Genomic DNA, 23553 nt, shown 5'->3' with positions numbered 1-23553 from the left:
CATAATCTCTTAAATAATGAAGTAATGATATAGGAGCGATTGAGTTTATTTGCAGTCCGAAGAAGTTTTAGTTTATTTATAGCGGGTAACATATAATAAAATGATGTAAGGAGAAAAATGATGCTGACTGCTAATTCAAGTTTGTTAACAAAAGAAGATATGACAAATCCCGATCGAGTGCCGCAATGGCTAATTAAGGAATATCAAACATTCCATAATACAGTGACCGATAAAACCTTTCCTTGTTATTTTGGTATGAAAGCTGAAAATAAAGGGGAACTTCGCTATGCTTATATCACACAGGAAGATTGGACCAATCTCCCAAAAGCAGTGGAAAGCTTTCTTGATTTATTTCAGGAACCACCATATATCAGGCATGGCCTTTTTGTCTTTATGGAGCCTGAATCGATAGAGGGTGATTTAGAATTTTACCGTAAAAGGTTTTGGGATATCCTGCAATACCTACATAAAGCGGATAAAAAACCTTGGCCAATTGAGAAGCCGAAAGATCCCGAGCATTATTTATGGGATTATCATTTTGCAGGGGAGCCAATTTTTGTATTTGGTAATGCACCTGCTTATAAACAGCGGAAAACCCGGGATTTAGGAAATAGCCTTGTACTTGGATTTCAACCCCGGATGATCTTTGAAGGCTTGGAAGGAACGGAAAAAGGCGGAATCATGTCGCGTGAAAAAGTTCGGGAACGAGTGGAGAAATGGGATAACCTTCCTAAACATCCTGATATCAGTCACTTTGGAGATGTAAATCATAATGAATGGAAACAATTTTTCATAGGGGATGATATAGAACCGATAAAAGGAAAGTGCCCATTCCACCATAAAGAGTTAACTTAACCGAGAGCAAATTGCACTCGGTTTTTTCGCATCTTACTTAGAAGGCATCGGGGATAAAAAATCAAGGCGTGAAAAATTCTTGAAATGGACATTTGAAAATAAGAAACATATTTCTTGCCTTAATGGATTTTCAGTTTTATAATGTGAAAGTAGCAATTGCAGTTAATTCGAGATATATGGATTAAATGCTATTTTTTAATGACATAAAATAATTAACAATTGGGGGAAGAACAATGTCTAAAGTATTATTTGTTAAATCAAATGACCGCCCAGCGGATCAAGCTATTAGTGTCAAAATGTATGAAACGTTTTTGAACACATATAAGGAAGCAAATACTAACGATGAAATAACTGAATTGGATTTATTTAAACTGAACTTACCTTACTACGGAAATACAGCAATCACTGCCCTATATAAACGCAACCAAGGCATGGAATTGACTGAGGAAGAAGTGGAGATTGCCGATATCGTGCAACAATACTTGAATCAATTCCTTGCTGCCGATAAAGTAGTTTTTGCCTTCCCGTTATGGAACGCAACGGTTCCGGCACCATTGGTGACTTATATTTCTTATCTTGCTCAAGCGGGAACAACGTTCAAATATACAGCTGAAGGCCCAGTCGGCTTAGCTGGAGGTAAAAAAGTGGCATTACTTAATGCGCGCGGATCCGATTATGCATTGCCTGGAATGGATGCTGGCGAAATGGCAGAGAAATACATTAAGATGAATTTAAACTTATGGGGCATAACAAACCCAGAAACAGTTGTAATCGAGGGACATAATCAATACCCAGATCGCTCCCAGGATATCGTTGCAGAAGGATTGGCGAAAGTTGCTGAAACTGCAGCAAAATTCTAATAATAAAAGGGGAAACCAGTATGTATTTTTAGCATACTGGTTTTTCTATGCAGATTTTTCTGAAAGTCGATTATAATAAAGGGTAAGCCCAAAAGCATGAAAGGAAGTGCAGACAATATGCAAACGTTTAAATCGCGTGACGAAATAAAAATAGAAGAAACATGGAACTTAAAGGATATTTACGATGATCAGTCTAATTGGGAAAAAGATTATCAAGAAGTCCTGAAGATGACAGAAAAATTAAAAACTTACGATGGACATATTCAGTCGGCTCAAGATTTGTTCGATTATTTACGATTAAGTGAGGAACTTGGGTACATTTATAACAAGCTATATGTTTTTGCCATGCTGCAAGCGGATTTGGATACACGGGTAACCTCATCACAAGCATTGCTGGATCGGGCTGGTAAGTTAGGCCAGAAAATAAGTAATGCTTCTGCATTTTTCATGCCGTTTCTTTTGAGCCTGGAAGAAAACACATTAAAAGGGTACATAAAAGAAATCGAGGGTTTGAAATATTTTGAGGAGGATCTACTTGATTCCTTCCGCTATAAAGCCCATGTGTTATCGAAAGAACAAGAAGAGGTGCTTTCCCAAATAGGTGAAGCCTTTTCAGCACCACAAAAAACGTTCGGGATGATCAACAATGCTGATATTAAATTTGGGGAAGTTACGAATGAAGACGGCGAGAGGGTAGAGCTGACGCGAGGAATGTATTCCAAATTGATTGAAGACGATGATCGCGATAAAAGAAAAGAGGCCTATTTCGCCTATTATCAGCCATATGTACAATTGAAGAATACAATCGCTTCCACACTTTCCACGGCAATCAAGAATAATGTAAATCTGTCAAAACTAAGAAATTATCCATCTGCCTTGGAAAAATCATTATTTGGAGATCAAGTTCCAAAAGAGGTTTATGATAATTTGATTATGTCTACTAAGCAAAATATCGGACCTATGCATAAATACATTCATTTAAGAAAAAAACTGCTTGGGGTAGAAGAATTGCGTGCCTATGATTTAAGTGTACCTTTAGTTGAAGGCGCTAAAGAGGAGATTTCTTACGATGATGGCTTTTCTTTGATGGTGGAGGCGCTGAAACCTCTTGGCGAAGAGTATATCACAATCCTGAAAACCTTTAAGGAAAAAAGATATATCGACGTCAGGGAAACACCTGGAAAACGTTCAGGTGCTTACAATTTAGGACTTTATGGTGTTCACCCATTCATCTTATTAAACCACCGTGATGACTTAGACAGTGTATTTACACTTGCACATGAATCTGGACATGGCGTGCATTCATACTATAGCTCAAAATACCAACCGCAAATAAGTGCTGGGTATTCCATTTTTGTCGCTGAAGTTGCTTCCACTGTGAATGAAATCCTTTTGATTCGCCATTTAATTAAGACTACAAAAGATGTACAGAAGAAAAAACACTTACTTAACCATTTCATAGATAGTTTTAAAGGAACATTCTTCACACAGGTGATGTTTGCGGAGTTCGAAAAGGTCGTACATGAAAAAGCTGAAAATGATGAGCCTCTTAATGCCGAGGTTTTTAATACAGCCTATGAATCGATATTTCGTGCTTATAATGGAGATGAAATAATTTTCGATGAAGAAGTGAAGTTTGGCTGGTCACGCATCCCACACTTTTATCGTCCGTTTTATGTCTATAAATATGCTACTGGTTACGTTTCAGCCATTACAATCGCTGATAAGATCCTTTCTGGGGACAAAAAAACACTTGAAAGTTATTTGACTTTCTTGAAAAGCGGGAGTTCTGATTTCCCATTGGAGCTGCTTAAGAAAACAGGCGTAGATTTAACTAAACCTGATCCAATCGAAAATGCAATGAAGATTTTCAGCGATCTGGTCGACCAATTCACTGATTTGACAGAAGGCTAATCTAAACCATTTCTTCCAAAAGAGCCCATGGTATGATGTTATAAAAAATGCTATAGTTAAAACATTGGCGTAGGAAAGGCCCAATCAATAGATTGGGCCTTATTTTATATGCTGAAGAAACAGGTAATTCGCGAAAAAAGTCATGGTGACAGCGTTATTTTAAACATCGGAGCCTAGCCAATGGGCCAGTTTCTTTGTACTTAAATGGCATATTTTGTGAGGAAAGTGAAAAATGAATTCGACAGTAAATTATATAAAAGAATGGCAGCAGGCGCTTCAACTTGAGATCCTGCATTTGAAAAAGTATGGCAGCACAAAATACCTGGTTTCAAACGGCCATCTGCTTACAAGTGATGGTTCTTTCAATTATTATTTTGAAACAGGTTCATCGGTAAAAATCCCTGTCGGTTCCCTGGTTCGACTGGAATGGGGAGGGATTAAACAGGATGGAAGAATCCTATCATCAGAGGGGAAAAGTATAATCATTGTATTTGATCGTTCGTTAGGCGATATGATCGGTGAAGCCTTTTTATACCATGATCCCTGGGAGTTGCTGGAACAATTGATTGTCCGCTTGGATGAAATCAAGAGAAGCAAAAGGAAAAGACTTCGGATCAAACGCCTGATGGATCCGTCCATGCCCCAAAAACATCCTTTAAATGAAAAACAAAGCAGTGTGAAAGAATTATATGCGCGCTCGAAGTTCAATCCTGTCACTTTTGTTTGGGGACCCCCTGGTACAGGAAAAACCTATACTTTGGCTCGTACAGTAGCCAATCATTATTTTCAAGATAAAAAAGTTCTGGTTTTGTCCCATAGCAACCAGGCTGTCGATGTTTTGATGGCAGAAATTTCGTCATTCATTAAAAAGAAAGATCGTTTCAAAGAAGGCGATGTGCTTCGCTATGGATCTCAAATCGGTGACTCACTAGCCATCCATGATGATATTGTGACAGGGCAATTATTAGGTAAGCATGAACCGACATTAGTTAAAGAAAAAGAAGAGCTTGGCGAAGAAAAACGTCTATTAAAGTATGACTTGGCTGGGTCCTTCAGTAAAAGGGATACAGATCAATTAATTGAGATAGAAAAAAAGCTGGCCAAAGTCTTGGAGAAAATCCGCCAAAAAGAGATTCAAATCGTAAAAGAAGCAAAAGTCATCGGGACTACCTTGGCTAAAGCCGCAAATGACGAAACGGTTTATCAAAAAGAGTATGATCTGGTTATTTTGGACGAAGCGAGTATGGCTTACGTACCTCAGGTAGCTTTTGCTGCAGCGTTAGCCAAGCATATGATCGTTTGTGGTGATTTCAAACAATTGCCACCTATAGCTTCGGCTCGTGATTCCCTCGTGAAACTTTGGCTGAAGGAAGACATATTTCATAGGTCCGGTGTCGCCCAGTCTGTTGAAGAAGGAGAACTTCATCCTCATTTATTCCTATTAAAGGAACAGCGCCGCATGCATCCGGATATTTCAGCATTCACTAATCGTGTCGTCTATAACAATTTTGTTGGCGATCATAAGAGTGTTGCGACTAGCAGGGAGGGCATAATGCTGTCCGAACCCTTTGCCAATAAGGCAGCAGCACTTCTCGATACTAGCTTAGCAGGGGAATATTGCATCACTGAACGGACATCCCACTCGAGAATGAATTTATGGCAATTGCTTTTATCTTTTCAACTGATTCATGAAGCTTATGTGGGCGGATCAAGATCCATTGGATATGTTGCCCCTTATCGTGCTCAGGCAGACTTGATGGAAAAACTATTGGATGACTTATATGAAAAAGAACGGCAAACGGCGGATATTATCGCTGCAACTGTACATCGTTTCCAGGGAAGTGAACGTGAGATGATGATCTTTGACACTGTTGATAGTTACCCGCAAAACAGGGCTGGAATGTTATTGACAGGGAGAGAAAGTGAAAGGCTCATTAACGTGGCCATAACAAGGACTAAGGGTAAGTTCGTACATGTATGCGACACTTCATTTGTTAACAAACACGTTTACCGCAGCAAAACACTTCGTCAGCTTGTCGATCATCAAACTCAAAATGATCAGATTGTATCAAAGAAAGACATTGGAAAATGGGTTAAACACCAGCACCCGAGATTGCAATGGATGCATGCACGTAAATTGGGGGACTTTCAGAAGGATATTGAATCGACAAAACAAGAGATGGTTATCGCTGTTCCGGATTTGAACAGTTTGTCTGAAGAATGGCAGCATTATTTAATGAAACGAAACCCTGCAGTGAAATTGACAATCATTTCAGCAAAAAGAAACCCTGATATCAGCTCTGATCATTTTATTTATTCACCTGTTTCCTTTTCCTTTATCATCTTTGATAAAAGAGTTGTCTGGCTAGGTTTGCCCGTAGAGTCCAATAATCGGGTTCAGCCCCCATTTATAGCGGCTCGTTTGGATTCGCAAATAATGGCAGATGAATTACTATCACAATTCAAAAAAAGTGAATAGCTTCGGGAAGGCCCTTAAAAAGGGCTTTTCTTCATTTGCATTTATTCCAAAAAAAACCTCGATAGAATAAGTAATGAGATGACTCCTTAAGTCACCTCCGTAATTTATATATTAAACCAAACACCTCGTTAGAATATATTATTCACTTCTACTCTCCAATTTGGTTATAACTCCTTATAATTTCCGTTAAAGGCTGCAAACTAACATAACAAAGCAAGCGTTTCATGCGACTTTCGACTAGTTATGATTTACCATTAAGTTACGAAAGCCAAGAAAGGCGGTAACAAAATGAAACTGAGCATTTTGGATCAATCCCCAATTGCATCGGGACAGTCAGCACAAGAAGCATTGCAGGCATCACTACAACTAGCACAAGAAGGGGATAGACTTGGTTATAGCAGAATCTGGTTAACTGAACATCATGATCTGCCGGGATTGGCCTGTTCCGTTCCAGAGGTTTTAATAAGCTACATTGGTGGACAAACAAAAAATATCCGGATTGGATCAGGGGCAGTGCTGCTTCCGCATTATAAGCCATATAGGATAGCAGAGACTTATAATATGCTAGCCACACTTTTTCCAGGACGGATTGATATGGGACTGGGGCGTGCTCCCGGTGGATCTGCCGAAGCAACGATGGCATTATCAGATAATTTTCTTCAGAATGTTTACAAAATGCCAGAACTTGTTCAAGAACTTTTGTATTTTCTAAGAGATGAATTTCCGAAAGAACATCCTTTTTCAAATGTCTCTGCTGCTCCTATCCCAATGGTACCGCCTGAACCATGGATATTGGGAACAAGCGGGAAAAGTGCAAAACTTGCCGCAGAGAATGGCACTGCATACGCGTTTGGTGAATTCATGAGTGAAAGTGATGGCGTACAGAGTTTTCACCAGTACCGTGAGGACTTTCAAATAAAAGGGCTACTTAAAGCACCTAAAACGATCGTTACGGTTTCGGCCATATGTGCTGAAACGGAGGAACGTGCGAAAGAAATCGCTCTTAGCAACATTCTATGGAAAATTCAAAGTGGGCAAGGGGAAAGAAAGCAGGTTCCAAGTATAGAAGAGGTAATGAATCATGTTTGGACTGAAAAAGAAAAAGCACTGATGGAAACCATGAATAAAAAACTGATTTTTGGTACGCCTTCACAAGTGAAGTATCGGCTTTTTGAGATTCAGGAGAAATATCAAGCAGATGAAATGATGCTGATGACCATCACTCATAAGTTGGAGGATCGGCTTAATTCGTTTCGTTTGATTGCCAGGGAAATTCTTAACAGCTAATCCCTTCGAGCATTTTATGTGCATTTTGTGTGCATTTTCTATATGATGGCTTTGCGTCCAATTAATCATAATTGAAAGAAAGAAGATGAAGATATGAATGCTGATCAACATGCAAAAAAACTTAGCGACATTTCTTTTTCCGTTCTGGATCTGGCTTCTATCGTTGAGGGTGGTACAGTTTCGGGAGCTTTTAAAAATACAGTAGAATTAGCTAAACAAGCGGAGCAATGGAATTACAATCGTTTCTGGGTTGCAGAACACCATAGCATGCCTGGGATTGCAAGCTCTGCAACGTCCGTGCTTATAGGCTATGTTGCAGGTAGGACGGAAAGAATTCGTGTGGGTTCTGGAGGCATAATGCTACCGAATCATGCACCGCTCGTTATCGCAGAACAATTTGGAACATTGGAAGCAATGTATCCTGGTAGAATAGATTTAGGACTGGGGCGTGCTCCGGGAAGCGACCAATTTACAGCCATGGCACTCCGGGGTGATGTGCGTAATAACGGCCAGGATTTTCCTGAACAATTGGCACAGCTCCGTAGCTACTTAGATGCGGATTCTAAACATAATCGTGTTCGCGCCATCCCTGGCGAAGGACAGGATATCCCGATTTGGCTGCTTGGTTCAAGCGGCTTCAGTGCAGCATTATCAGCACAGCTGGGATTGCCATTTTCATTTGCAAGCCATTTTTCCCCTGAAAATACTCAACCAGCATTAGCTCGTTACCGCAATAATTTCCAACCATCAGACGTTCTCGATAAACCTTATGTCATGGTTGGTATCAATGTATTTGCAGCTGATACTACGGAAGAAGCGCAAAGGATTGCTACATCTTATCAACAGCAGTTCTTGAATTTGATACGGAACACGCCTGGTCAACTTGCTCCTCCAGTTGATACGATGGAAGGCCTTTGGACAGAATATGAAAAGGCCATTGTCATGAAACAGCTGAACGCTTCCATTATAGGAAATCCAAAAGAGGTTAAAGAGCAGTTGCAGGCATTTTTAAATGAAACACAGGCGGATGAAATGATTATAAACTCTGCCATTTATGATCAGGATGCACGCCTTCGTTCTTATGAAATCATTGCAGAAGTTACTGGAATGAAATAAGTGTCAAGGAATGAGCTTGCAGATTACGTGTCTGCAAGCTTTTTTATAAAATACATACCGATTGTCTTCATAAACAAAGTCAGGAGAGAAGAATGAAACGAGAAGATCCTATATCCTTAATATTTCACTTCACAGATAAGCAAGGTGACAGCCGGCCCCTTTATTTTACGAACCCGAAAAAAGTGTTAACCGCCCATTCAATCGGGGATGTCCTTCCCAAATTCCAAAAAGTACAGGAAGCGATTCAACAGGGGCATTACGCGGCGGGATATGTTTCCTATGAAGCTGCACCTGCTTTTGAAAAATCTTTTAAAGTAAAAGATGGTGCCAAAATGCCATTATTATGGTTCGGGATTTTTGATAAACCAGAAGAATTACCTGAAAAAATGACCGGGGCATTTAATTTAGCTGACTGGCAATCAGAAACGGATTCAAATACCTATCATTCCGGGTTTCAAAGAATAAAATCCGAAATCGAGAAAGGCAATACGTATCAAGTCAATTATACGATGCGTTTGCAATCCCAGTTCGAAGGAGATGACTTCGCTTTCTTTGATCGCTTGAAGAGAGCCCAACGCTCGAACTATAGTGCTTATTTGAATGTGGGGACACATCGAATCCTATCGGCTTCACCCGAGTTGTTTTTCCGTTGGGAAGATGGTCAGCTGATTACTCGCCCCATGAAAGGAACGGTAAAACGGGGAACGACACTGAAAATGGATCAGCTCAATGCAGACTGGTTAGCAGCCTCGGAAAAGAATCAAGCTGAAAATTACATGATTGTGGATTTGCTCAGAAATGATTTGGGAATGATTGCAGAACCTGGAAGTGTCAAGGTTCCACAGCTTAAGGCAATTGAAAAATATCCGACCGTTTGGCAAATGACATCCACGATTACAGCCGATACGAATCCCGAAACAACAATCATTGATATATTCAAGGCCCTTTTTCCATGTGGATCGATAACAGGTGCACCTAAAATAAAAACGATGGAAATCATCGCTGATATCGAGAATTCACCACGTGAAGTTTATTGCGGTGCAATCGGGTTTATCACCCCTGAATCCGAAGCCGTTTTTAATGTGCCGATTCGTACAGTCGTGATCGATAAGGCAACAGGGAAAGCTGAGTATGGGGTAGGAGGGGGAATCACTTGGGATTCCGAGTTAACGGAAGAATATGACGAAGCCTTTTTAAAAGCCAAATTATTGACGGTGGAAAGGCCTGCTTACAAACTTTTGGAATCGATGAAACTCAAGGATGGCGAATATTATTTGTTGAATGATCATATCGATCGGATGAAACAATCCGCTGATTACTTCGATTACCGATTCTCTGAATCGTATTTAAGAGATCTGCTCCAAAAGTATGCGGAATTAAACCATGGGACGTTGCAAAAGGTAAGGGTACTACTTAATGAAAATGGTGAAATTGAAGTCTCCGGACAAGCAATCAAGCCCCTTGATTCAGAATTTAAGGCCATCTTGGCTGAAGCTCCCATATCAAGTGCAAATCCATTTCTATTTCATAAGACCACCAATCGTGATGTATATGAAGGCTTCCAGATTAATAATCCCGACTTCCAGGATGTACTGCTTTGGAATGAAGAAGGATTCATCACCGAATTCACGAACGGAAATGTAGTGGTGAAGATAAATGGTGACCTCTATACCCCTCCTGTGGACTCAGGTCTCCTTGCTGGAACATACCGTCAAGACTTGATCAGGAAGAAGGAAATCAAAGAAAAACCCATTTCAAAGGATGACCTGAATAACGCTGAGGAAATTTGGTTCATTAATAGCGTGCGAGGGAAATTAAAAGTCAATTTAACTTTCTAAGCTGATTATTCGTAAAAAGTGAAATCTTTATTGCGGTTTATGGAATGCTTGCGAGTGATGAATACAATGAGCTATTTTAAAAAAATATTTGATTGCTGACGATTCAACCGGCAATTTAGGAATGAATATTTAAATGACATTCGGCAGGAGGGTCGCAAATTTCTCTTTCATCACAAATAAAAGTCTTGTATTAAAACCATAAAGGGAATAGGGATGAGACAATTCAGAACCTCATTTAGTTCGACAAACAAAAAAGAAGTTCACGACAGTGAACTTCTTTTTTGTTTATAAACCCCATGAGGTCAATAAAAGGTGAATGGCCTTTTCCAATTCGGATTCCGGGATCCCAGCAAAGCCTAATATGATTTTTGGAGGGTTTTCATCAATTTTTTCAATAGAATATGTCGATAGTCCATAAATTTTAATATGATTTTCGTTTGCCTTTTGAATAAGTGTCTCTTCATCCATGCCGTTCTTAACGATGAGGACGATATGCAATCCTGACCGTTCACCAATGATCTTTATTTGTTTATGTGGTTTAAACAGATCGATCACTTTATCCAACTTGCGACGGTAAACTTTCCTCATTCGATTCAAATGCTTTTCGAAATCCCCTTCCTTCATGAACTGTGTCAACACATGCTGATCAATCCGAGAAACGGTGGAATGGTAAAAAGATAATTCCTGTTGATGCAGTTGTAACAATGGAGCGGGAAGAACCATATAACTGATCCGGATCGATGGCATCAATGATTTGGAAAACGACCCTAAATAAATTACCTTATCACCAGCATCCATACTTTGTAAGGATGGAATTGTTTTTCCACTATAACGAAATTCACTATCATAATCGTCTTCGATAATATAGCGGTTTGTTGCCCCTTGGGACCAGTTCAACAATCGCGTCCGCCTGTTAACGGATAGGATCGTCCCATTGGGGAAGTGATGTGAGGGAGTGACATACACGACGTCGATCTTTGAATCTTCAATTTGGTTCACCTTTACGCCTTCTTCATCAATTTCCAATGGATGGACTTCATTAGGGTAACTGCGTAAAATACGGTGAATCAAATGATACCCAGGATCTTCAACACCATAGATGGCATTTTTATCGAATAGAAGGACAAGCTGCTGCAATAAAATTTCCATTCCTGCACCAATGATGATCTGTTCGGGAACACATTGTACACCACGTGCATGATACAAATAATGGGCAATTTCACATCTTAATTCATATTCCCCTTGCGAATCCCCCAATAAAAGAAGATCTTGATGTGATTCATCGATTTTGCTTTTCGTGTATTTCCTCCATTTTTCAAATGGAAAGTGTTCCGTGTCAATTTGGCTGGGATGAAAATGATACAGCAATTCTCCTTCTTTATGATTGTTTTTTTCCAAGGATACTTGGTTAGTTTGTGTATACTCTAAATCCTCGAATGTTTGAATATAGTACCCTTTTCTTGGTATGACTTCAACGTATCCTTCGGCAGTCAATTGTTCATATGCAGTCTCTACAGTATTTTGACTTATTTGAAGGAACTCTGCCAATTTCCGTTTGGAAGGCAACTTTGTGCCGTAAAGAAGACGGCCATCAATGATTTCTTTTTTAATATGTGAATATAATTGTTCGTACAAAGGTATTTCACTTAACCGATTTAAATCACAAGAAAGCATATTCATTTTGTTTCCACCTTTTATAAAAATTTAACGCTGAACCCATTAAATTTATTAAAACTGACACTTTCAATGCGGTCAACTATTTTTTATACTAAATCTAACAAATCTAAAAAATGCAAATATTAGGGGGAAGAGAAATGGAAAAATTATTAGGAACTGACGCAGTAAAAAGAGGAATGGCACAAATGCAAAAGGGTGGCGTAATTATGGACGTCATTAACGCTGAACAAGCAAAAATCGCAGAAGCATCCGGTGCTGTCGCTGTCATGGCATTGGAAAGGGTTCCTTCCGACATCCGTGCGGCTGGCGGGGTAGCTAGAATGGCAGATCCGCGAATTGTCGAGGAAGTAATGAATGCAGTGTCCATCCCAGTCATGGCTAAAGCAAGGATTGGCCATATTGTTGAATCAAGGGTCCTTGAATCCATGGGTGTGGATTATATCGATGAAAGTGAAGTACTGACTCCTGCTGATGAAGAATACCATATTCTAAAAAGTGATTTCACCGTACCATTCGTTTGTGGATGCCGTGATTTAGGCGAAGCTGCACGCCGTATTGGTGAAGGAGCATCCATGCTTCGTACAAAAGGAGAACCGGGTACTGGTAATATTGTGGAAGCTGTGCGTCATATGAGAAAGGTACAGTCACAAATTCGTAAAGTGAGCATCATGAGTGATGATGAATTAATGACAGAGGCAAAAAATATTGGGGCCCCTTATGAAATTTTAAGAGAAATCAAACGCACGGGTAAATTGCCTGTAGTTAACTTTGCAGCTGGCGGAATTGCCACTCCAGCAGACGCAGCACTGATGATGGAATTGGGAGCAGATGGCGTTTTCGTTGGTTCTGGTATTTTTAAATCTGAAAATCCAGAAAAATTCGCATCGGCAATCGTTCAAGCTACTACATATTTCACCGATTATGAATTGATTGGCCGGTTATCAAAAGAGTTGGGCAGTGCAATGAAAGGAATTGATATTTCCAAACTAGCTCCGGCAGAACGGATGCAGGAACGTGGATGGTAATATGATAACTATCGGTGTTTTGGGATTACAGGGAGCAGTTGAAGAACACTTGAACCAAATCAAAGCTGCCGGCGAACAAGCAATCATAGTAAAAAAACCGGAACAGTTGCTGGAAATCGATGGTTTGATCATTCCAGGCGGAGAAAGCACTACGATGAGGAAGCTAATGGATCGTTATGGATTTATGGAACCGATCAAAACTTTCTTCGAAGATAAAAAACCTATTTTCGGTACATGTGCAGGAATGGTATTGACGGCCAATGAATTGACTGGCGATGAGAAGGCCTATCTTGGACTGATGGACATTTCCGTGAAAAGAAACGGATTTGGACGTCAACGGGATAGTTTCGAGGCTGAACTTTCAATCAAAGGAATGGAAGACCCTTATAAGGCAGTATTCATCCGGGCGCCATTTGCTGATGGAATTGGAGAAGGTGTAGAAGTATTGGCTGTTTATGAAGAGAATGTAGTGGCTGCAAGACAAGACCATGTCCTTGTCAGTGCGTTTCATCCAGAATTAACAGGTGATGATCGTTTTCTGCAACTTTTCATTGAAATGGTGAAGACATCCATAAGTAAGGCCGAATTAAAAACCTGCTAAACAAATGAAGCTGTCCTATTAATAGGACAGCTTCACTTTTGAATGCTCATAACACTATAAAAATACATATTGCTTGAATTCAATATTCTTTACTTTTATAATGAAAAAGTAAGTGATTACTCACATACTTTTTAGTGTTGAGAGGAGAATGGAAATGACAGCAAGAGTTGCAGTTATTACAGGAGGAGCAAGCGGAATTGGCCGAGCAACATGCTATAAATTCGCAGCAAAAGGAGACAAGGTCGTCGTTGCGGATTTTAATGAAGAAATGGGACAGGAAACTGTTGAACAGATAAAAGCGGATGGCGGAGAGGCCATCTTTGTTAAAACGGATGTTTCTAAGCAGGAAGATGTTGAATCGTTAATCAATAAAGCAGTGCAAACATACGGAAGGATAGATATCATGTTTAATAATGCCGGCATTGGTGCAGGCGGTATGATCCTAGATCAAGATATGGAGGGTTACTTCAAAACGATTGGAGTGAACCAGCACGGGGTTGCCTTTGGAATCATGGCAGCAGGACGGAAAATGAAGGAGCTAGGTAACAAGGGAGTCATTATAAATACCGCTTCCGTGTTTGGCTACTTAGCTTCCCATGGGACTTTTGCCTATCAGGCAACTAAAGGCGCTGTAAGAATGATGACACAGACAGCAGCTTTGGAATTGGGTGCTTATGGCATACGCGTAGTGGGCATTGCGCCAGGCGGGGTTGACACTCCTATCATACAAGGATATAAAGATATGGGAATCATCGATAAATTGAATGCAAGTCAAATGCGCGGTAAATTACTTAAGCCAGAAGCCGTTGCGAATGCCGTCTATCTATTATCGTTAGAGGAAGCGGATGCTATTAATGGAAGTGTAGTCATGGTCGATGATGGCTATGCATCTTTTAAGTGATTTTCTGAAAAGAAAACATCGTCCCAATCAGACGATGTTTTCTATTTATGATATATGGGAATATTGAATTCTAATAGATCAAAGGTAATATGTTGACCGATTGATACCATCGAGATATCATGGAAAATAGATTGGTTAAGCCGGTCTTATCTTTATAAAAGAAGGTTGATATTTTTGAAAAAAGGGCAGCAAACCAAAGAACGAATCATAAGTGTAGCCCGGACTCTTTTTGCCACTAAAGGTTTTGACATGACAAGAACGAATGAAATTGCCTCTGCATGCAATGTTTCCGAAGCTACTATTTACAAATACTTTGACAGTAAAAAAGATTTGCTTTTGGCTACTATCACGCCTAATGAAAAAGAGGAATCCGAAGATGGTGCTAGCCATCTATCTACTGATGAACTAGTGGAGAATCATGTTTGCACCATGATAAAAAAAATTCTTGAAAATAAAGAACAGTTTTCGATATTATTTAGGGAAACACAATTCGATCAAGATATTTCAAAGCAATATATAGATCAGATTTTCAAGCCAAATGCCAAGCATATTGAAATACAAAAGAGAATAGATAGCGGAGAGATACAATATATCTCTGACATTATCCTATTTAATGTAGGGATCATTTCTTTTACATTGGCATTATCTACACATTATGAGATCCATCAACAAAAAAAGGAGCCATATTTCAATTCTGAACGAATTAAGAGCATTGCTCAACTTTTGGTATATGGTATTCATGGTAAACAAAATCATACATAATGAAACGGTCATATTGAAGGGCATGTGCATCAAGCCGCAAATATGACCGTTTTATTTTCATTCAGGGTCGATGTCGTCAACTTGTGATTTCATTAAACCAGAGTGTAAGATTTGACTTATATTTTTCAGACTATTACGATAAATGCATGCTGCACGAAATGCTTTACGAAGATTTTATCTGGAAATCATGTAACAATGGAGGGGTATTAAATGAGCGATATCGTAATTTTATCAGGAAGTCCGGCTATTCCATCAAGAACGGACATTTCACTAAAACATATTCAATCATTAGTCGAAAAAGAAGGATTTACCACAGCTTATTTCTCAATTACGGATTTCTCAGCAGATGATTTATTCCAAGGGAAATATAACAGTGAAGATATCTTAAAGCTTTCAGAGAGAATTCAAGCAGCTAGAGGAGTCATTATTGGTTCACCGGTTTATAAGGCTTCTTATACAGGTGTATTGAAAGCTTTGATTGATTTGCTGCCAGAAGGTGCTTTTAAGGGTAAGCCAGTGCTGCCAATCATGATTGGTGGAAGTAACAGGCATCTGTTGGCGATTGATTATGCGCTTAAACCATTAATTTCAATATTAAAAGGCGAGCCGCTGCAGGGCATTTATTTTGTTGATAAGGAAATAGATAAACAGAATTCAGAAAACCCGATCAATGATTCGCATTTAATTGATCGCGTCCAGAGTCAAGTTCAAGAATTTATAGAAGCGATACAGTTAAGAAATTAATGACTTCAAGTAGGAAAACGGAATTCGAGAAATTATTTTTTTAAGTAGTAACAGGCGTCAATAATAGGGTTATCAATGAAAATAGACTCATTTTTTTGGAGACTTTATCTAAAAAGACGAGTCTATTTTCGTATTTAAATGAACATAAAATCATAAATTGAATAGTGTGTATAAAAATAACAGTTCATCCATAATATTAAACCAAGTTATTTTATAAGAAAACTCCATTGACAAGGATTAAATATATGTTAATATTTAAAATAATAAAACTTATCCAGAGCGACGGAGGGAATTGGCCCTTTGAAGTCCAGCAACCTGCATGATGGATGCAAGGTGCTACCTCCAACAAAATGTTGATCATTTTGGAAGATAAGGTAATGATATTTACCTTGGGATCTTTCCATCATGGAAAGATTTTTGTTTTTGGAAAAATTGCAGGCAAACCATAACAATGTTAGGTTGTATGGAATTTATAAAACTAAGAAATTCATTTAATCAGCGTTGAAAATAAAATATTCGCGGATTTTCTTAAAGGAGGAACTGGTTTGGATAAAGAGAATCAGCTTGAAGAAATATTTGAACGACTTCAAGAAATGCTTAATTCAATGAAATATGGATCCATTACACTTATTGTCCAGGATGGTAAAATCATTCAAATGGAAAGAAATGAAAAATTAAGAATTAAATAAGGTATCTGCTGACTAGAAAAACTAGAGGCGGGTTTAACTGATATAAAGAGAGTATTGGTTAGGCTCGTCTCTTTTTCCTAGAATCAAATGAGCTGGGGAGATTAAAACGGGTATTGATCAACAGTTACAACCTGGTACAGCAAGTTTTTAGAGGGGGCTACAAAGTTGGCTGGATTAATAAACTATGAAAATTTCAATTCAGGGGAATTCCCTGTATTTCCTGAAGACAGTGACACAAAAGGTGCTTTGGAAGTTCTGCAATGGGCGAATGAACATTATGGAAACAAACTGATTTATGCTTGCAGTTTTGGTATTGAAGGCATCGTGCTTACGGATTTATTGGCGAAGGTCAACCCTTCGGCAAAAATTGTTTTCCTTGATACAGATGTTCATTTTGAGGAGACTTACCAATTGATCGAGCAAGTGAAAAAGCGCTATCCAAAGCTTTTGATCGAAATGAAGAAACCTGCTTTGACGCTTGAGGAACAAGCGGAGGAATATGGGGATGAATTATGGCTTAGTGATTCCAATAAGTGCTGTAACATCCGTAAAATCATTCCGCTTACCGATGTGCTTTCAACGGCAACAGCCTGGCTTTCGGGACTGCGGAGGGAGCAATCAGAAACAAGGGCTTTAACCGAGTATATCAATAAGGATAATAAGTTCAAGTCAGTTAAAATATGTCCACTCATACATTGGACATGGAAAGATGTTTGGCGCTACGCCCACAAAAACGGACTTCCATATAATATCCTGCATGATAATGGATATCCGAGCATTGGATGTAAAACGTGTACAGCGCCTGCATTCAATGCAGATGATTTACGCTCAGGCCGTTGGCAAGGAGCCCAAAAAACGGAATGCGGATTGCATTTATCTTAAATAAATAGAAACCATAGGGGGAAATTAGCATGACAATCAGTTTACCGCACGGAGGAACATTAATCGATCTTTGGGAACCAAAATATGATTTTAGTAAAATAACAAAGTCAATCGAAATCGATGAAATTGCTTTAAGTGATCTTGAATTGATAGGCACTGGTGCCTACAGCCCGATAAAAGGATTCTTTACGAAAAGTGACTATGAGGCAGTGGTCAAGGATATGAGGCTTAGCAGCGGGCATGTATGGAGCATCCCGATTACACTGCCTTTGACCGAAGAAACTGCAGAAACCCTTACTATAGGTGAAGAAGTAAAATTGACTCATGAAGGTGAAACATACGGAGTGATCTCCGTTTCCGATATTTACACTCCTGATAAGCAATTGGAAGCGACATTAGTATATCAAACGGATGATGAGAAGCATCCCGGAGTGAAAAATGTATATAACCGCGGTGATGTATATGTCGGCGGGGAAATAAAGTTGATTAAGAGAATAGAGCGTCCGCAATTTCAAGCTAATTATCTGGACCCTGTCGAGACAAGAAAAGCTTTTGCTGAAAAAGGATGGGAAACGGTTGTCGGTTTCCAAACGAGGAACCCTGTTCATCGTGCACATGAATACATTCAAAAGACAGCATTGGAGATTGTCGACGGCTTATTCTTAAATCCTCTTGTTGGTGCCACTAAATCCGATGACATTCCTGCAGATGTAAGAATGGAAAGTTATAAAGTGCTGCTTGAGAAATATTATCCCAAGAATCGCGTCTCCCTTGCAGTTTTCCCTGCTGCCATGCGTTATGCAGGACCTAGGGAAGCCATTTTCCATGCAATGGTCCGTAAAAATTATGGTTGCACCCATTTTATCGTCGGACGTGATCATGCGGGTGTCGGCGATTATTATGGCACATATGATGCCCAAAAAATCTTTGGGAATTTTAACGCCGATGAGTTAGGGATCACATTATTATTCTTTGAACATAGTTTTTACTGTAAAGCATGCGGTAATATGGCTTCCGCTAAAACTTGTCCGCACGGCAAGGAAGATCATGTCATCCTGTCTGGAACGAAAGTAAGGGAAATGTTGCGCAATGGAGAAGTTCCTCCAGCTACCTTTAGCCGTAAAGAGGTCATCGAGGTGTTGATCGAAGGGCTAAAAAAGAATGAAGTTTATAACTGATTGGACATAAATTGAAGGATCACATGAAGAGGGGGATTATTATATGAGTAAAAGTACGAATGTCACTTGGCATGAAACGTCATTGACCAAGGAGCTCCGCCGGAAGCAAAACGGGCATGAAAGCACAGTTCTATGGTTTACAGGACTCTCGGGTTCCGGAAAATCAACGATTGCGAACGCGGTCGCAAAAGAATTATATAATCGGAATATTCGAAGTTATGTTTTGGATGGTGATAATATTCGCCACGGCTTAAATAAAGATTTAGGTTTTTCTGAAGAGGACCGAACCGAGAATATTAGGCGGATCGGTGAGGTTTCCAAGTTATTCGTGGATAGTGGGCAGTTCGTATTGACTGCCTTTATATCTCCATTCAGGGCAGATCGGCAGATTGTACGTGATTTACTCGAAGAAGGGGAGTTTATTGAAGTATACATAAAGTGTCCGATCGAAGAGTGTGAAGTGCGTGATCCAAAAGGTCTATATGACAAGGCGCGTAAAGGAATCATTAAAGATTTTACCGGAATCGACTCTCCATACGAAGAACCAGAACAACCGGAAATCATTTTAGAATCCGACCAATACAGCATTGAAGAGTGCGTTGAACAGGTAATCGGCTATTTGTCAGCAAAGAAAGCGATCTAATCAAGGAGGAAATGTAATGGTTTACGAGAAATTTTGGTCGGAAAATCCACTAATCGCTAAAAATAAAACGGAAATCTGGAAATTGGAAAAAGACGGATTGAAGATATTCGATGATATTCCAAATTACGCTGCAAATGGTTTTGATTCCATCCCTAAAGAGAATTGGGATATGTTCAAGTGGGCAGGTCTATACCTGCAACGGCCAAAAGAAGCTGGTTACTGGATGATGCGTGTCGTTATTCCCGGAGGTATCCTGACGTATGATCAACAGATAACTCTAGCTAACATCGCTAAAGATTACGGAAGGGATGTATATGATATTACAACCCGTCAAGCCATTCAATTCCACTGGCTGACTATCGAACAAGTCCCGGATATCTTAAATCGATTGGAAAAGGTTGGAATGACTACGGCTGGTGCTTGTGGTGATATCACACGTAATATCATCGGGAATGCATTGGCAGGCATCGATCCCGATGAACTTTTTGATACACGCGAGGTCCTTTATGATGTATTTGAGTATTTCCGCCTTAACGAAGACTATTCGAACCTTCCGAGGAAATATAAAATGTCCATCAGTGCTAATATCCATAATGCTTCAAATGCTGAAATCAACTGTGTTTCATTCAATCCAGCCACTAAAGAAATCGATGGGGTAACGGAAGTTGGTTTTCACGTGAAAGTGGGCGGGGGGCTTTCCTCCGTTCCGATGCTGGCAGAAGAACTTGATTTATTCATTTTACCTGAAAAAACAGTGGAAGTAGCGGCCGCCATCACGACGATATTCCGTGACTTTGGGTACCGTGAAAAGCGTCATCGCTCGCGTTTGAAATTCCTTGTTGCTGACTGGGGTCCTGAACAATTCAAGGAAAAATTGCTGGAATACACCGGTCCGCTTCCTGAAAAGGGAGAAAGCGCGGTGAAGGGATGGAATGCAGGTTATTTCTATGGCATCCATAAACAAAAGCAAGATGGTCTGAACTATGTTGGAGTCAATATACCAGTTGGTCGACTAAATCCAGACGAAGTGATCGAGTTTGCCGAACTTGCGAAAAAATATGGAAATGGTGAAATCCGCAACTGTAATTCCCAAAATCTAATCATTCCCAATGTGCCGGATGCAAAACTTGAGGAATTAAAGCAGGAATCCATCTTTGAAAGATTTCCATATCAACCAAAGAAATTCATTGGTTATTCCGTTTCTTGTACGGGTATCGAGTATTGCAACCTGGCGCTTGTTGAAACAAAAAACCGAATGAGGACCATTTCTGAATCACTGGACAAGGAAATAGATCTCGATGTACCTGTAAGGATGCATATGGTCGGTTGTCCGAACAATTGCGGTCAAAGAGCCATCGCTGAAATAGGGCTTCAAGGCATAAAAATGAAAAACCAGGACAAAAAGATGGTTGAAGCTTTTGAGATATACGTCGGTGGAACGCTGAATGAAGGTGGTAAGTTCAATGAAAAACTTAAAGGAAAAGTGGAAGCTGAACAGCTCTATCATGTTCTGAAAGAACTGATCCTATTTTTCAAAGAAACAAAACTTCTATCAGAAACCTTTCTTGATTTTGTGGAAAGGGTAGGGATATCCAAGTTACAAAGTAAGCTTGATGATATATTAACGGAAGTTGCCGTTTAATAGGGGAAGGTAAGCAATCCATGAATCTATACCGTTTCGAAGTCACTATCAAGGAAAAACCAATCCATGTCATCATTGTTGCCGATTCAGATGAAAAGGCGTTTGAACTTGTTGATATCGAGCTGGAAAAACATTTTTTGAAAATGCCTGAAGTGGATGACATCTCATTATATGAAAAAAAGAAAATTAAAAATGGAGCAGGTTTCGTTTTATCGGAATTCGAAACGATTCTCTAAGGGAAGGCAGGTTGCATAAATGGGGAAAGTATATCTAGTAGGAGCCGGTCCCGGAGATCCAGATTTAATTACATTAAAAGGATTAAAATGCATTCAAGAAGCTGATGTCATTTTATATGATCGACTTGTCAATAAAGAACTTTTGAATCATGCAAAAGACGGTGTAGAGCTGATTAATTGCGGTAAACTGCCGGATTATCATTTATTGCAGCAGGATACCATCAATCGGTTCCTGGTCAAATATGCAAAAAAGGGAAAAATAGTAACCCGTTTGAAAGGCGGCGATCCATTCGTCTTTGGGAGAGGCGGGGAGGAAGCGGAAGCCCTTGCCAAAAGTGGTGTGAGCTTTGAAATCGTTCCAGGAATTACAGCTGGAATCGCCGCTACAGCTTATGCGGGAATTCCAGTTACACATAGGGACCACGCTTCATCATTTGCAATTGTTACCGGTCATCGGAAAAAGGATGAAGAGGATAATATCAAGTGGGAATCCCTTGCAAAAGGAATCGATACATTAGCCATCTATATGGGCGTTAAAAACCTGCCATATATTCAAGGAAAACTATTGGAGCATGGAAAAAGTCCTGAGACTCCGGTAGCCCTTATTCATTGGGGGACATTAAAAACGCAAAAAACAGCTGTCAGTACGTTGGCTAATGTAGTGGAAACCGCCAATAATGAACAAATTTCGAATCCTTGCATGATAGTCGTGGGTGATGTCGTTAATTTACGAGAAAAAATCAAATGGTTTGAAGGAAAACAAACCGAAAATTTGTTGGCGAATGAGGCCTTTTAATGGAAGCCATTTTATATATTTGCCATGGCAGCCGTGTTAAAGAAGCTTCAGCCCAAGCCATTGATTTTATTAAAGTTTGTATGCAAGCACAGCCCAATTCCATTCAAGAGTATTGCTTCTTGGAATTGGAAACTCCAACGATTGAAGAAGCCTACGAACGATGCGTACAAAAGGGTGCGACGAGAATCATTGCCATTCCAGTTCTATTGCTAACAGCTGTACATGCAAAACATGATATTCCAGTCATATTGAACAAAATGAAAGAGCGATACCCTGCGGTGGACTTGAAATACGGAAGGCCGATTGGTGTCAGTGATAAAATGGTTGACATTTTAGTGGAACGGTTAGAGGAAACAAATGTAAAGGTTACGGAGGATTCCTTGGTTTTATTGGTTGGAAGGGGAAGCAGTGATCCCGACGTGAAAAGGGATTTGTCTCGATTGGCCGATTTGCTAAGACATAGGTTTCCAAAAATCTGTGTGCAAGAGTGTTATTTGACAGCTGCTACACCAAGCTTTGGAGAAGCATTGGAATTTGCACAGGAATCTCGATCGAACCAAGTATTTATCATTCCTTACCTATTGTTTACCGGTCTCTTAATGCAGTCCATCGAAAATAGTATAAAAATGATCCAAAAAAAGGGGAAGCAGAAATTTATACTTTGCCGATACCTAGGTTATCATCTAAAGATTGAAAAAGCCATATCGGAACGAATTCATGAAGTGAGTGGGGAGGGAGCTTATGTATCCAATTACGCTTAACATTGAGAAAAGAAAGTGTGTCATCATCGGCGGTGGTAAAATAGGTTTCTTTAAAGCGGGTCCATTATTGGAAGCTGGTGCTGAAGTGACAGTCGTAAGCCCCGAGATATGCAAAGGTTTTCAAATGTTGGAGAAAGAAGGTAAGATTCGAGTCTTACTTAAAGAAGTGGAAGAAACAGACTATAAAGATGCGTTTTTAATCATTGTTGCAACAAACTCTACTGAAGTTAATGAACGAGTTTACGAGAATGCATCCCAAAGTCAGTTGGTGAACGTAATCAGTGATCATGAGCTGGGTAATTTTCATATACCGGCGACATTGAAGAGAGGTATGCTTTCCATAAGCGTTTCTACCAATGGAGCAAGTCCAACGCTCGCAAAAAAAATTCGGAATGACTTAGGTAAAGTATATGATGAATCATATGAAGAATATCTTGAATTTCTTTTTGAAGCAAGGATGATAATTAAGAATGGTTCATTTACAAAAGAGGAAAAATCCAAGTTATTAAAAGATTCAATAGAGGATGTTTATAAATATTCCCTAAAAGAAAGATATCGGTTTTTAGCTAGGCTTTTACCAGTAGAGGCTGAAGAAAATATATCATTGGGCTGATCAGAAAAACTGAAGGCACCTAACCAACATGTCATTTCATTTTGGTTAGGTGCC

The 23553-nt window shown here is 39.6% G+C and carries 22 protein-coding genes and 1 riboswitch; of the genes, 21 read left to right on the top strand and 1 reads right to left on the bottom strand.

What is annotated here, in order from left to right:
- Window positions 1–120: 120 nt before the first annotated feature.
- The 7 genes from QNH43_RS14560 to pabB all read left to right on the top strand — a co-directional run bounded on the left by QNH43_RS14560 (window position 121) and on the right by pabB (window position 10349).
- Window positions 121–855 (top strand): YqcI/YcgG family protein, encoded by a 735-nt coding sequence (locus QNH43_RS14560; protein WP_283914672.1) that lies wholly within the window; start codon window positions 121–123, stop codon window positions 853–855.
- A gap of 218 nt (window positions 856–1073) precedes the next feature.
- Window positions 1074–1715: an FMN-dependent NADH-azoreductase gene (locus tag QNH43_RS14555; protein ID WP_283918371.1), complete on the top strand. Its 642-nt coding sequence runs from the start codon at window positions 1074–1076 to the stop codon at window positions 1713–1715.
- Between the two features lie 117 nt (window positions 1716–1832).
- Window positions 1833–3629 carry an oligoendopeptidase F gene (gene pepF, locus QNH43_RS14550; RefSeq protein ID WP_283914671.1) on the top strand — a complete coding sequence of 599 codons (1797 nt, stop codon included), beginning with the start codon at window positions 1833–1835 and terminating at the stop codon, window positions 3627–3629.
- A 232-nt stretch (window positions 3630–3861) separates the two neighbouring features.
- Window positions 3862–6108, top strand: a complete 2247-nt coding sequence (locus QNH43_RS14545; protein WP_283914670.1) for an AAA domain-containing protein — start codon at window positions 3862–3864, stop codon at window positions 6106–6108.
- 288 nt (window positions 6109–6396) lie between these two features.
- The gene (locus QNH43_RS14540; RefSeq protein ID WP_283914669.1) at window positions 6397–7395 is read left to right on the top strand and encodes an LLM class flavin-dependent oxidoreductase; all 999 of its coding nucleotides are present in this window, start codon (window positions 6397–6399) and stop codon (window positions 7393–7395) included.
- A gap of 93 nt (window positions 7396–7488) precedes the next feature.
- Complete coding sequence (locus tag QNH43_RS14535) at window positions 7489–8511, top strand: LLM class flavin-dependent oxidoreductase (protein WP_283914668.1); 1023 nt, start codon at window positions 7489–7491, stop codon at window positions 8509–8511.
- A gap of 92 nt (window positions 8512–8603) precedes the next feature.
- Window positions 8604–10349, top strand: coding sequence for an aminodeoxychorismate synthase component I (pabB, locus tag QNH43_RS14530; protein WP_283914667.1), 1746 nt, complete (start codon window positions 8604–8606; stop codon window positions 10347–10349).
- A gap of 285 nt (window positions 10350–10634) precedes the next feature.
- Here the strand turns inward: pabB and QNH43_RS14525 are convergent, their stop codons facing one another.
- The gene (locus tag QNH43_RS14525; protein WP_283914666.1) at window positions 10635–12029 is read right to left on the bottom strand and encodes a MocR-like pyridoxine biosynthesis transcription factor PdxR; all 1395 of its coding nucleotides are present in this window, start codon (window positions 12027–12029) and stop codon (window positions 10635–10637) included.
- A 134-nt stretch (window positions 12030–12163) separates the two neighbouring features.
- On the opposite strand from QNH43_RS14525, the gene pdxS reads away from it, so the two are divergent.
- The 14 genes from pdxS to QNH43_RS14455 all read left to right on the top strand — a co-directional run bounded on the left by pdxS (window position 12164) and on the right by QNH43_RS14455 (window position 23499).
- Entirely contained in the window at window positions 12164–13051 is an 888-nt protein-coding gene (pdxS, locus tag QNH43_RS14520) for a pyridoxal 5'-phosphate synthase lyase subunit PdxS (RefSeq protein ID WP_283914665.1), read from the top strand.
- A gap of 1 nt (window position 13052) precedes the next feature.
- Window positions 13053–13652 carry a pyridoxal 5'-phosphate synthase glutaminase subunit PdxT gene (gene pdxT / locus QNH43_RS14515; RefSeq protein WP_283914664.1) on the top strand — a complete coding sequence of 200 codons (600 nt, stop codon included), beginning with the start codon at window positions 13053–13055 and terminating at the stop codon, window positions 13650–13652.
- A 154-nt stretch (window positions 13653–13806) separates the two neighbouring features.
- On the top strand, window positions 13807–14553 hold the full coding sequence (locus QNH43_RS14510) for an SDR family NAD(P)-dependent oxidoreductase (protein WP_283914663.1): 747 nt from the start codon (window positions 13807–13809) through the stop codon (window positions 14551–14553).
- Between the two features lie 174 nt (window positions 14554–14727).
- Window positions 14728–15315: a TetR/AcrR family transcriptional regulator gene (locus QNH43_RS14505; protein WP_283914662.1), complete on the top strand. Its 588-nt coding sequence runs from the start codon at window positions 14728–14730 to the stop codon at window positions 15313–15315.
- A gap of 210 nt (window positions 15316–15525) precedes the next feature.
- Window positions 15526–16059: an NADPH-dependent FMN reductase gene (gene ssuE, locus QNH43_RS14500; protein WP_283914661.1), complete on the top strand. Its 534-nt coding sequence runs from the start codon at window positions 15526–15528 to the stop codon at window positions 16057–16059.
- Window positions 16060–16326: 267 nt separating this feature from the next.
- Window positions 16327–16435, top strand: a riboswitch (SAM riboswitch).
- A 169-nt stretch (window positions 16436–16604) separates the two neighbouring features.
- On the top strand, window positions 16605–16748 hold the full coding sequence (locus QNH43_RS14495) for a YezD family protein (RefSeq protein WP_072273036.1): 144 nt from the start codon (window positions 16605–16607) through the stop codon (window positions 16746–16748).
- Between the two features lie 165 nt (window positions 16749–16913).
- Entirely contained in the window at window positions 16914–17630 is a 717-nt protein-coding gene (locus QNH43_RS14490; RefSeq protein ID WP_283914660.1) for a phosphoadenylyl-sulfate reductase, read from the top strand.
- A 29-nt stretch (window positions 17631–17659) separates the two neighbouring features.
- On the top strand, window positions 17660–18808 hold the full coding sequence (sat, locus tag QNH43_RS14485; protein ID WP_283914659.1) for a sulfate adenylyltransferase: 1149 nt from the start codon (window positions 17660–17662) through the stop codon (window positions 18806–18808).
- Window positions 18809–18851: 43 nt separating this feature from the next.
- Window positions 18852–19451, top strand: a complete 600-nt coding sequence (gene cysC / locus QNH43_RS14480; protein ID WP_283914658.1) for an adenylyl-sulfate kinase — start codon at window positions 18852–18854, stop codon at window positions 19449–19451.
- A 16-nt stretch (window positions 19452–19467) separates the two neighbouring features.
- Window positions 19468–21093 carry a nitrite/sulfite reductase gene (locus QNH43_RS14475; protein ID WP_283914657.1) on the top strand — a complete coding sequence of 542 codons (1626 nt, stop codon included), beginning with the start codon at window positions 19468–19470 and terminating at the stop codon, window positions 21091–21093.
- 20 nt (window positions 21094–21113) lie between these two features.
- A complete protein-coding gene (locus tag QNH43_RS14470; RefSeq protein ID WP_076369513.1) occupies window positions 21114–21329 on the top strand; it encodes a DUF3906 family protein in 216 nt (71 codons plus the stop codon).
- Between the two features lie 19 nt (window positions 21330–21348).
- On the top strand, window positions 21349–22125 hold the full coding sequence (cobA, locus tag QNH43_RS14465; protein WP_063233667.1) for a uroporphyrinogen-III C-methyltransferase: 777 nt from the start codon (window positions 21349–21351) through the stop codon (window positions 22123–22125).
- The gene (locus QNH43_RS14460; RefSeq protein ID WP_283914656.1) at window positions 22125–22886 is read left to right on the top strand and encodes a sirohydrochlorin chelatase; all 762 of its coding nucleotides are present in this window, start codon (window positions 22125–22127) and stop codon (window positions 22884–22886) included. Before cobA ends, QNH43_RS14460 begins: the two co-directional genes overlap by 1 nt.
- Window positions 22867–23499, top strand: coding sequence for an NAD(P)-binding protein (locus tag QNH43_RS14455; protein ID WP_283914655.1), 633 nt, complete (start codon window positions 22867–22869; stop codon window positions 23497–23499). The genes QNH43_RS14460 and QNH43_RS14455 overlap by 20 nt, the downstream gene beginning before the upstream one ends.
- Window positions 23500–23553 lie beyond the last annotated feature (54 nt).

Origin of the sequence: Peribacillus simplex (assembly GCF_030123325.1) — a bacterium.
GTDB classification, from domain to species: Bacteria; Bacillota; Bacilli; order Bacillales; family DSM-1321; genus Peribacillus; species Peribacillus simplex_D.
This window is presented reverse-complemented; position numbering and strand designations above follow the sequence as displayed.

Bases quoted from the DNA above. Each gene is read 5' to 3' on its own strand.
- QNH43_RS14560 (WP_283914672.1), top strand. From the start codon at position 121: ATGCTGACTGCTAATTCAAGTTTGTTAACAAAAGAAGATATGACAAAT.
- pepF (WP_283914671.1), top strand. From the start codon at position 1,833: ATGCAAACGTTTAAATCGCGTGACGAAATAAAAATAGAAGAAACATGG.
- QNH43_RS14545 (WP_283914670.1), top strand. From the start codon at position 3,862: ATGAATTCGACAGTAAATTATATAAAAGAATGGCAGCAGGCGCTTCAA.
- QNH43_RS14540 (WP_283914669.1), top strand. From the start codon at position 6,397: ATGAAACTGAGCATTTTGGATCAATCCCCAATTGCATCGGGACAGTCA.
- QNH43_RS14535 (WP_283914668.1), top strand. From the start codon at position 7,489: ATGAATGCTGATCAACATGCAAAAAAACTTAGCGACATTTCTTTTTCC.
- pabB (WP_283914667.1), top strand. From the start codon at position 8,604: ATGAAACGAGAAGATCCTATATCCTTAATATTTCACTTCACAGATAAG.
- QNH43_RS14525 (WP_283914666.1), bottom strand. From the start codon at position 12,029: ATGAATATGCTTTCTTGTGATTTAAATCGGTTAAGTGAAATACCTTTG.
- pdxS (WP_283914665.1), top strand. From the start codon at position 12,164: ATGGAAAAATTATTAGGAACTGACGCAGTAAAAAGAGGAATGGCACAA.
- pdxT (WP_283914664.1), top strand. From the start codon at position 13,053: ATGATAACTATCGGTGTTTTGGGATTACAGGGAGCAGTTGAAGAACAC.
- QNH43_RS14510 (WP_283914663.1), top strand. From the start codon at position 13,807: ATGACAGCAAGAGTTGCAGTTATTACAGGAGGAGCAAGCGGAATTGGC.
- ssuE (WP_283914661.1), top strand. From the start codon at position 15,526: ATGAGCGATATCGTAATTTTATCAGGAAGTCCGGCTATTCCATCAAGA.
- sat (WP_283914659.1), top strand. From the start codon at position 17,660: ATGACAATCAGTTTACCGCACGGAGGAACATTAATCGATCTTTGGGAA.
- cysC (WP_283914658.1), top strand. From the start codon at position 18,852: ATGAGTAAAAGTACGAATGTCACTTGGCATGAAACGTCATTGACCAAG.
- QNH43_RS14475 (WP_283914657.1), top strand. From the start codon at position 19,468: ATGGTTTACGAGAAATTTTGGTCGGAAAATCCACTAATCGCTAAAAAT.
- QNH43_RS14470 (WP_076369513.1), top strand. From the start codon at position 21,114: ATGAATCTATACCGTTTCGAAGTCACTATCAAGGAAAAACCAATCCAT.
- cobA (WP_063233667.1), top strand. From the start codon at position 21,349: ATGGGGAAAGTATATCTAGTAGGAGCCGGTCCCGGAGATCCAGATTTA.
- QNH43_RS14460 (WP_283914656.1), top strand. From the start codon at position 22,125: ATGGAAGCCATTTTATATATTTGCCATGGCAGCCGTGTTAAAGAAGCT.
- QNH43_RS14455 (WP_283914655.1), top strand. From the start codon at position 22,867: ATGTATCCAATTACGCTTAACATTGAGAAAAGAAAGTGTGTCATCATC.